The organism is Bradyrhizobium sp. WSM4873 (assembly GCF_055811355.1).
In genome coordinates this window covers 1-7,954 of record NZ_JBVVPS010000075.1, presented here as the reverse complement: position 1 = coordinate 7,954, position 7,954 = coordinate 1, and the positions used below count along the sequence as shown (strand labels likewise).

Sequence of the window (7,954 nt, the reverse complement as noted above, 5' to 3'; positions counted from 1 at the left end):
CCTTCACGCAACGCCATCGTAGAACTCGCCGCGCTCGCGCGCATTTGTCAATCAGGCGGCCTTCGTCGTATGCGTACAATCTATGAGACCCTGACAGCATAGCTTCGGTTGCCAAACCAGTGTTGGAGGTGCCTTTATTGATAGACGGCTATGGGATTTTCTGGCGCACGGGACGTGCGCGGGCTCAGAAGGGTGAGCGCTGGCGTTGCGATGCGCGCAGGTCAAAGATGGTGGCAGCCGCGAACGACAGGCACGGGTTTCCGTGAAGCCGGGCGCCTGATAGATTGTCGCTTTCTTTCGAAGGCCCAGTTCTTGAGCAGTAGTATTGAAGACCTTCAGATGTTGCGCCTGATCAAGGGCGTTCAAGAAGATTAAGAGCGATGACGCGCGCCGTTCGGTGTTGCGCTACGTTGAGGAGGCCGCGCTAAAGGAAGGGAAAGCCGATGATGATGCGGCACCTACCGCTCCCCCGCCTTAATCTCCGCGAAAATTGCCTCGCCCTGGGCTAGTCGGCCCAAGGAACCGGCCATCACCCCCTGGATTAGAGCAAGAGGGAGATGCTTCTGTCCCAGTCTCTCGCAGACCGGTTCAGGACATTGCCGAGCAACGCCGTCGGGCGGCAGCGGACGCTCATAGTGACCCGGATCATCAGGCGTGGCTTCGGCTCGCCGAAGAGTGGGATAAACTAGCCGAAATGCAGGTTTAGAGCAGGGCATCTTCAAGCGATACGACTGAGGCAGTTGCGCCTTAAGATCGGCGCGGCCGCCCAGCGCTTCATCTAACATGCATTTTCTCCACGATCGCATAGAACAGCACGAAAATCGGTAAGAAGACGAAGAACCAAACCGCTGACTCATCGGTTTTCGCGAATTCGCGGTTTGGGTTGCTGTCGGTCGCGTGAGGCGTTGTCGAGGCCGGCCGGGCGAGCCGCCGTCGACTTGAAAGGCGGCCTAGCAGTCGCCGGACCGTCGCTTCCGGAGGAAGCTGCTGGTCCATCTTGATGCTCAGAGCGCGAACATCAAGGGGAATTCTCGCACGCGTTCGATATCGACGTAACCACCTTCATTCAGCCATTCGTGCGGGCAATAGGCGAGAGATGCAAGATCGATTGTAAGCCCGTCTCTCATGATAGCGCGGCGCGTGCCCATGCGGACGGTCCACTCCTCGCTGCCGTCGGTCGGGTTGATGCGAAAGGCCTCGTACACGGCTGTATCGTTGGTCAAATACAATCTCCAAGGTGCTGAAATCAAACTGCCCGAAATATGCTTAGATTAGCACTCGTGCTTCCGGCGACAAGTGACAATCGTTTTGCAGTCGCTAGCTGAGGTGCCGCTGGGGTTGACGTCCCGGCGCCTAGCGGCAGAGCTGGCAACTTGGCTTCGTTTTAATTAATGCGCCGACCGGAAATCGCGTGCCTGATCCGCTGTCAGGACCACAGGCGGAACCTTCGGTACTGCTCCAGGCCAGTAATCATAGCTGGCCTGTTACTTAGTCTGAGCGGAGTCTTTTTGGCATTATCCGAAACTGACTTTAGTTAAGCTCGCTGAGCCGCCAGTTTTAGTAACGTGAGTTTATTGTTGCGTTATTTTGCGAGTAATAGGTTTATTTCTGCGATTAGATACTGCGATAGGCAGACGTCCAAATAATTCGGTCAAATGCGAATGTTATCTGAACGCTTTTAGGAGCATAGCCATGAAAGTGATCATGAGCTCTCTAGTAGCTGCAACACTATCGTTTAGTTTCGGCGTTTCTGCTCCCGCCCTAGCCTGTAACGGCAAGGGTAATTGCGCAAACGCCCCCGGCCAGTTAAGGGGGGCACCGGGACCAATCGCTGGCGCAGGCCTTCCGATGCTAGCTATCGGTTATGGTGTGTATTGGCTGGTTCAACGCCCAAATCTCGTAACCGGGGAGTAGACGGCAAAGACTAGAACGTTCGCTGCCGGCCTCCTCCAGCGGGAGCCTTTAGCGGCCTTTGAGTGTGCTGTGCCCGATTGCAGCGCGTCAAATTCTGGGGCAACCACGCTCCCAATTCGCTAATCGCGGGGCAACAACGCTCAGGTGTACTGGGCCCGTTTGCGTTGATCAGTTCAGTCCTTTCGCAGCGGTCTCGCTACGTCCACGATCACGTCTCCGCCGTCTCTGGTGAATGCCTGACAGCCGCCCGTCGTGCCAGCAAGAACTACGGTAGCTTGCTAATCGGTGGCTGGCGGATATTCTGGCCCGCATCGCCAGCACCCGGCAAGGTTGGCTCAATGAGCTGCTGCCTCGGGAATGGAAGAGAACCCCGTTCAGTCTGCGCCTGATCGGGCCACCGCGCCACGATCATCCCGCGGCCCTCACCGGGCCTCACCGGCTTTCAATTGCCCACAAATGCTTGATTCTATTTCGTAGCCCCGATCGAGAAATCTTGAATCGGATGAACCACTTGTGATTCATTGTCGAGCACCTGAATCGCGGCAGCGACGGTTACGATTATATTCTCCTGATTTATGTGATAATGGGCTCCACGGGCTGCGTGACCGGAGCGGCTGGTCGTTGCCCGCTTCCGGCGCTTACCTCCTGGGGTACCAGCTGTCGGGCATCTCGAGCTTTGGAGGAGTTGATTTTGAGTGATTGGAAAGCTGAGCTGGAGGCTATGCTGGCGCAAGCCAACGATCTGTTGCAAAGCGCGTCGCTTGAGCCTGAGAGCCAACACTCGTTGCCCGTCGTTCCGGCGCCGCCTTCGCTAACTCCAAAAAATGACGCAGAGGTATGTTCGTACCCCGTACTCGCTAATCGGAATTTGTCGGAGCGTGAGGAGATTAAAAAACGCGTCGAGAGCTTTCGAGCTCATCAACGCCGCTTCGCGTTTGAACGTGAAGAGTTTTGCACTTTAGTGATCACCCAAATGCGCCTGGACCACTATCGATCCATCGGTGGCGGCGATTGAGGTTGCAGCTGAAAATCACCTCTTGCGAGAGGGCATCGGCTACACAAATCAAGATCCGCAGGCCGCAAGCTTCTAGTCGTTCCGGTCCGGCCTGCGGTTATCGCGGCCGGCTTAGCTCGGTCACACCGGCTTCAGTCATGCGAAATTCGACGCCCGCCTTCGTGGAGCGCCGTTCCAGCAAAGTACTTCGCAGGAGGACAGCCGTAACTTTGGGTGTGTCCGTCAGCTTCGAACCGGGCACCCAACCGCGATCGTGAAGTTGGTCGAGAAATTTTCAGATGATGCTGATTGAACATGGGGTTGTGCTTTGCGCGCCGGCGCACGCCTTGAAGTATGGCGTCAAGGAGCGTTCTGTTTCCATCATTGCCATCCGTTCGCATCGCACTAATGACGATCGGTTACGCGTCCGGGGAATCACGGCAAGTCTTTTTAAATGTTTTGAAGGCATTCTTTCGCGGCATCGATCACGAAGTCGTATCGGCTTGGTTTGTGCCGGCTCTGAGGCGAAGCTATGCGCGCCTAGCTGCGTGGATGATGCGCGGTAATGGTACGCCTGAGCCCAGCCGTATGTCGGCGCCGCCGCGGCTCGAACAGCCGGCTCGAACTCCTGATGTAGCGCGGCGGCCTGCACGGCCGCGCGCCTAAGTCTGCGAAAGCCCTTGAACGATTAGGCCAGTTGATGACGAACAATCGCACACTGACGCGTCCATGGTTGCCAGATGAGGAAGCCAGATTGCTTCTTCTCTTTAGCCGGGGCGCCTCGGCAGACGAAGTCAGCGAACAGCTAGGCCGCACGCGGCAAGCGGTTTATGCTCGCTTGCAGCGGTTTCGAAAACAGCGGGGCCGTAGCAGCAAAACGAGTGGGAAACCTTTCCCGCAACTGGCGGAGTGATAGCTTTGCCGGTGCTCCATCTGCGATGGACACCTGGGAAATAATGCTGTCCAGGTGCGACGAATGGGGTCGACAGAAGAAAGTGCTGCCCTGTCTGGCTGGCACTCCCGACGATTTCCACGTCAGTCGACGTTAGGTCAAATCAAATATAGCCGAGGATTCAAACGTCCTGCCTCGGTGAGCGGAGTAAGCACCGCGCAATTGAACCGACCGAAGCTCTACGATTGCCCCAGTTCGGCTGTGGCGGTTGCTCTCCGGGCGATGAGCACTAAGCAAGGGTGGTCGAAGAAGGAGGACGTCTTTGTCAGGCGGGTGGACATTCACCCACTCGATGGCCGACTTGACCCTCTGCTGCTCGGCGCACTGATCGTTCGAATGGAAGGGCGCCTGTGCGCAAGAAACTAGCGTTAATTATTGCTCGGTGGTGCGGCATTATCCGCGGGGACCGAGGCGTGTGGTAGGAAGAAAGCTTCACTGCAGCGCATTTAGCCGCGCCGCCTTCCATTTGCGCTGAATTGCGCTCTCATGAAACTCGCGATTGACCAATCACCTAGGCGAGGACGCCGCGCTCCGGGATTTCTTCTGGCGATCGGTGATCGTTCTATACCCTGAGGGCCTCCAGCGTCGTCCAGCTATATTTGCTTTACTGTGATGCCGCGCGACCAGCAGGTCGGACAAATAACGTTCAGCGCACACCAAGACAGGGGACTGCATCTTCTGAAGAATGGGCCTGCCCTGTGTTCATCTCGGGCCCCGCTCCGGAACAGAACGTGATCGGCGAAGTCAATGGCGGACCCTCTGATCATTTAAAGGAGCCCTGCTGGTGAGAGAGCGCAAGCTACTTGATATTGCCACAGAATTCGAAGACCTCGTGTCTGCTTGATCTGATCAGAAGCGACATTGACCGACCTCTCTGCCAATCTCAACGCTGTTATTTAAATTGATCTATTTAATTTTAGCCTTCTCGGGATGCGTTTCCAGGACATATTGTACCATGCCCATCGGGGATGGAAGATGATGGATGAGAAGATTGTCCGTTTGCGTACTTATCAGAAGAACGTTGAACGGTATTTGCGGTTGCTTCAAACTACGCTGACCGAGGTTAAACGGCGGTATCTTGAGACACGCCTGCTCGAAGAACAATCGGCCATTGCGCTGCTGTCTGCCTCGGCGCCTCAGATGGTCGTCGGGGCTATAGCAGTGCAACCGCCAGCCCACCTCAACGCGCTAGGAAAGAACTAAAAAGAACTAACACGGCTACCCCTCGAGCGAGGCGATTGGTTCGCCAGCGGGATGCACACGGATCCGCGCGGCGAAGACTGCTTGAATCTGGCACATATACATTCGTCCCCCCCCTTGCAACTTGATGCGCCGGTGAGGCAAATCGGGATGCGAGCTAAGCGCTGAAGCCTCTCAAATCGACGGAAATGTACGGGTGACGCCCTCGTTGCCGTGGGAGTTGTGCATTGCTCCACCAAACAGCAAGGATGGCCAAGGTCGCGATTGCCCCCGCTGATTCAGGGTCGGTGAATGCAAATTTTAGGTGTGTCTCGTAGCCCATTTGAGCAGCTTTGCGGATTCGCTCACGTTGGCTTGGGTCGCGCACTTCCTCCAAGCGATAGATGCTGCATAGAGCGCTGTTGGTGCGACTTTCAAAAAAAGCGGCGATTTCAGTGGTCGTTGCGTGCCTGCACGCATCGGCGGCGGATCTCGAATAGATTCATGCAGCGGAATGTTCTCGGCTGCAACCTGCGAGTGCGATCCTGGTAGCGTCTTCGCCTGCATACGGCAATGGCTCCCCGCGCATGTAGAATGGGGCCCGCGCGCGGCATGAGCTATCTCGCCGCGGTTGAACGATCGCCGGAAAAAAATTGCCAACAAAAACGCTTTTCAGGAAATTGACTAGATGGTATTGAATTTAATTAATTATTTTACAAATTTCTATACGGGGGCGCAATTTGAATACCCCATTGCATCCGAAGTTCGACGCTGCTGGGTCTGAGTTAGCCTGGGGGTCTTCTAGTTTATCCAAGCTTGGCCCAGCCAAGGCGCTGATCATTCTCGACGCGCATCTCCTGTTCTCGGGCGAGTATGCACGCTCAGGCCAGGATCTCATCATTTCGGATCCTGACCATCGTGTCACCATCCACAATTACTTCCTTGGTGAAAAGCGTTCGCCGCTCATCTCGGCAGACGGTGCGCTGCTCGATGCGAGAGTGATCGAAACGCTAACGGGTCATCAAACCTTTGCGCAAGCTGCGGGAAGTGTCGCGGCGTCTGCAAAGGTGATTGGCCATGTCGCCACAGTAACAGGAAGCGCCAGCATTGTTCGCAATGGCGTTACTATCGAGGCAAATAATGGGGACGTCGTCTATCAGAACGACGTTGTGCAGACTGGAAGTAGCTCGACAATTGGTCTGGTACTGATCGACGGCTCAACATTCAACCTGAGTGCCAACGCTCGATTTATGCTGAACGATTTAGGATACGAAGAGCAGACTAGTGCGAGCGGTACCTTGGTCAGTCTGGCCAGTGGCTCCAACCATGCTCTGTTCACGCTTGTACAAGGCGCGGCCAGTTTCGTAGCAGGCCAGGTCGCCAAGACCGGCGACATGCAAGTTGCAACGCCTTCTGCCGTGATCGGAATCCGCGGTACGGCGGTCATTCTCAACGTCGATTCAGTGGATGGGCAGGTCTCAATCTCCGTCGCCGATCAGCACGATGGTCAGGTTCATTCAGTACAGGTCTTCAAATGCGTTCCAGCAAGTGTGCTTCAAGGCGCTTGTGTTGCGGGAGATGCGATCGGATTAGTTACCAGCAATGGTCCAGCGCTTACCGTAACGCCAGCTGCCAATTTTGAGGTGATCACACAAGACGTCAGCAAGAGCCAGAGCCAAGTTGCTCAGGAGTTTAGCACTTTTCAGCAGGTGTTAACAACCTACGACATCGGGAAACAACTTGCTCCGAGCACTCCGCCACCCAGTGACGGCAAGCGAGGCGATGTCGATACAAAGACGCTGCAGAAGTTCGCTGGAAGCCCGCCAGCCTCACCCACCGAGGCCTCGACTACCGTCATTGCAGACGATGTGAAGGGTCAGGCTAGTGGTGGATCGATCACCCCTACTTCTGTGACGCTCGCTTCGATCACAGGAAGTTATGCGTCAACAACGAAACCGGCTGTCTCTGCTTTGGACACCACGCAAGCTTTTGTCCCTATTTCGTTCCGACCTATAATTATTGATAATGCAGGCGGCACAGTCAAGCAAGGTAATCAGACGATCAGCGGAACTGTTGATCCGGCCCTCGCTGGGTCCACTCTGACGCTGTACGACACCTATAACGGTGTCACTACGCAAATCGGAGCGGTTACCGTTGGTTCTGGCGGCGTTTGGACAAAAACGGTCTCTCTAGCGGGTGATGGCGACCACAGCATCGTGGCCTGGAACCCTAGCATTGATCTCAAGACGAGCGCGCCCGTTGTTTTCACGCTAGACACGACGGCACCGACGGTTGCCATCACCAGCGGCGGCGGTTCGACCAGCCAGGCGAGCCAGACCATTACCGGTACAGTGGATGTGGCCGATGCGGGCGCCACCGTCACCATCCTGGACGGCACCACCCCGGTCGGCACCGCGATCGTGCAAAGCAATGGCAACTGGAGCAGCACGGTCACGCTGAACCAGGGCAGCAACTATCTGACGGCCCGGGTGAGCGATGCCGCGGGCAACGTCTCAACTAGCGTCGCGGTGGTGTATACGCTCAACAGCACCGGCGCAGCGGTCGCGATTGCGACGATCGAGGGCGGCGACAATCTGATCAACGCGTCGGAAGCTTCCGGCGGCGTCCAGATCGGCGGCACCGCAGAGACCGGTTCGACCCTGACCGTCAACGGTGCGGCGGTGACGGTCGACGGTGCCGGTCACTGGACCACGTCGATCACGCCTGCCGGCCAGGGGGCCCTGGTCGTGACGGCGATAGCCACCGATGCGGCAGGCAACACGGCCTCGACCGCGACGACGCTGACCGTCGATACCGTTGCGCCAGCGGTCGCGATTGCGACGATCGAGGGCGGCGACAATCTGATCAACGCGTCGGAAGCTTCCGGCGGCATCCAGATCGGCGGCACGGCGGAG

At 56.6% G+C, this 7,954-nt stretch carries 5 protein-coding genes; 4 read left to right on the top strand and 1 reads right to left on the bottom strand.

The features are described 5' to 3' along the window. Nucleotides 1-1,004: 1,004 nt before the first annotated feature. Nucleotides 1,005-1,223 carry a hypothetical protein gene (locus tag AC0L21_RS37535; RefSeq protein ID WP_473266983.1) on the bottom strand — a complete coding sequence of 73 codons (219 nt, stop codon included), beginning with the start codon at nt 1,221-1,223 and terminating at the stop codon, nt 1,005-1,007. A 1,382-nt stretch (nt 1,224-2,605) separates the two neighbouring features. On the opposite strand from AC0L21_RS37535, the gene AC0L21_RS37530 reads away from it, so the two are divergent. The 4 genes from AC0L21_RS37530 to AC0L21_RS37515 form a co-directional block, all read left to right on the top strand. After that, nucleotides 2,606-2,929 (top strand): hypothetical protein, encoded by a 324-nt coding sequence (locus tag AC0L21_RS37530; RefSeq protein ID WP_473266981.1) that lies wholly within the window; start codon nt 2,606-2,608, stop codon nt 2,927-2,929. A 679-nt stretch (nt 2,930-3,608) separates the two neighbouring features. Next, nucleotides 3,609-3,821, top strand: a complete 213-nt coding sequence (locus AC0L21_RS37525; RefSeq protein WP_473266980.1) for a helix-turn-helix domain-containing protein — start codon at nt 3,609-3,611, stop codon at nt 3,819-3,821. A 1,014-nt stretch (nt 3,822-4,835) separates the two neighbouring features. Further along, the gene (locus AC0L21_RS37520) at nt 4,836-5,063 is read left to right on the top strand and encodes a hypothetical protein (RefSeq protein ID WP_473266978.1); all 228 of its coding nucleotides are present in this window, start codon (nt 4,836-4,838) and stop codon (nt 5,061-5,063) included. A gap of 716 nt (nt 5,064-5,779) precedes the next feature. Continuing rightward, the coding region (locus AC0L21_RS37515) for an Ig-like domain-containing protein (RefSeq protein ID WP_473266975.1) at nt 5,780-7,954 on the top strand (2,175 nt) is incomplete at its 3' end.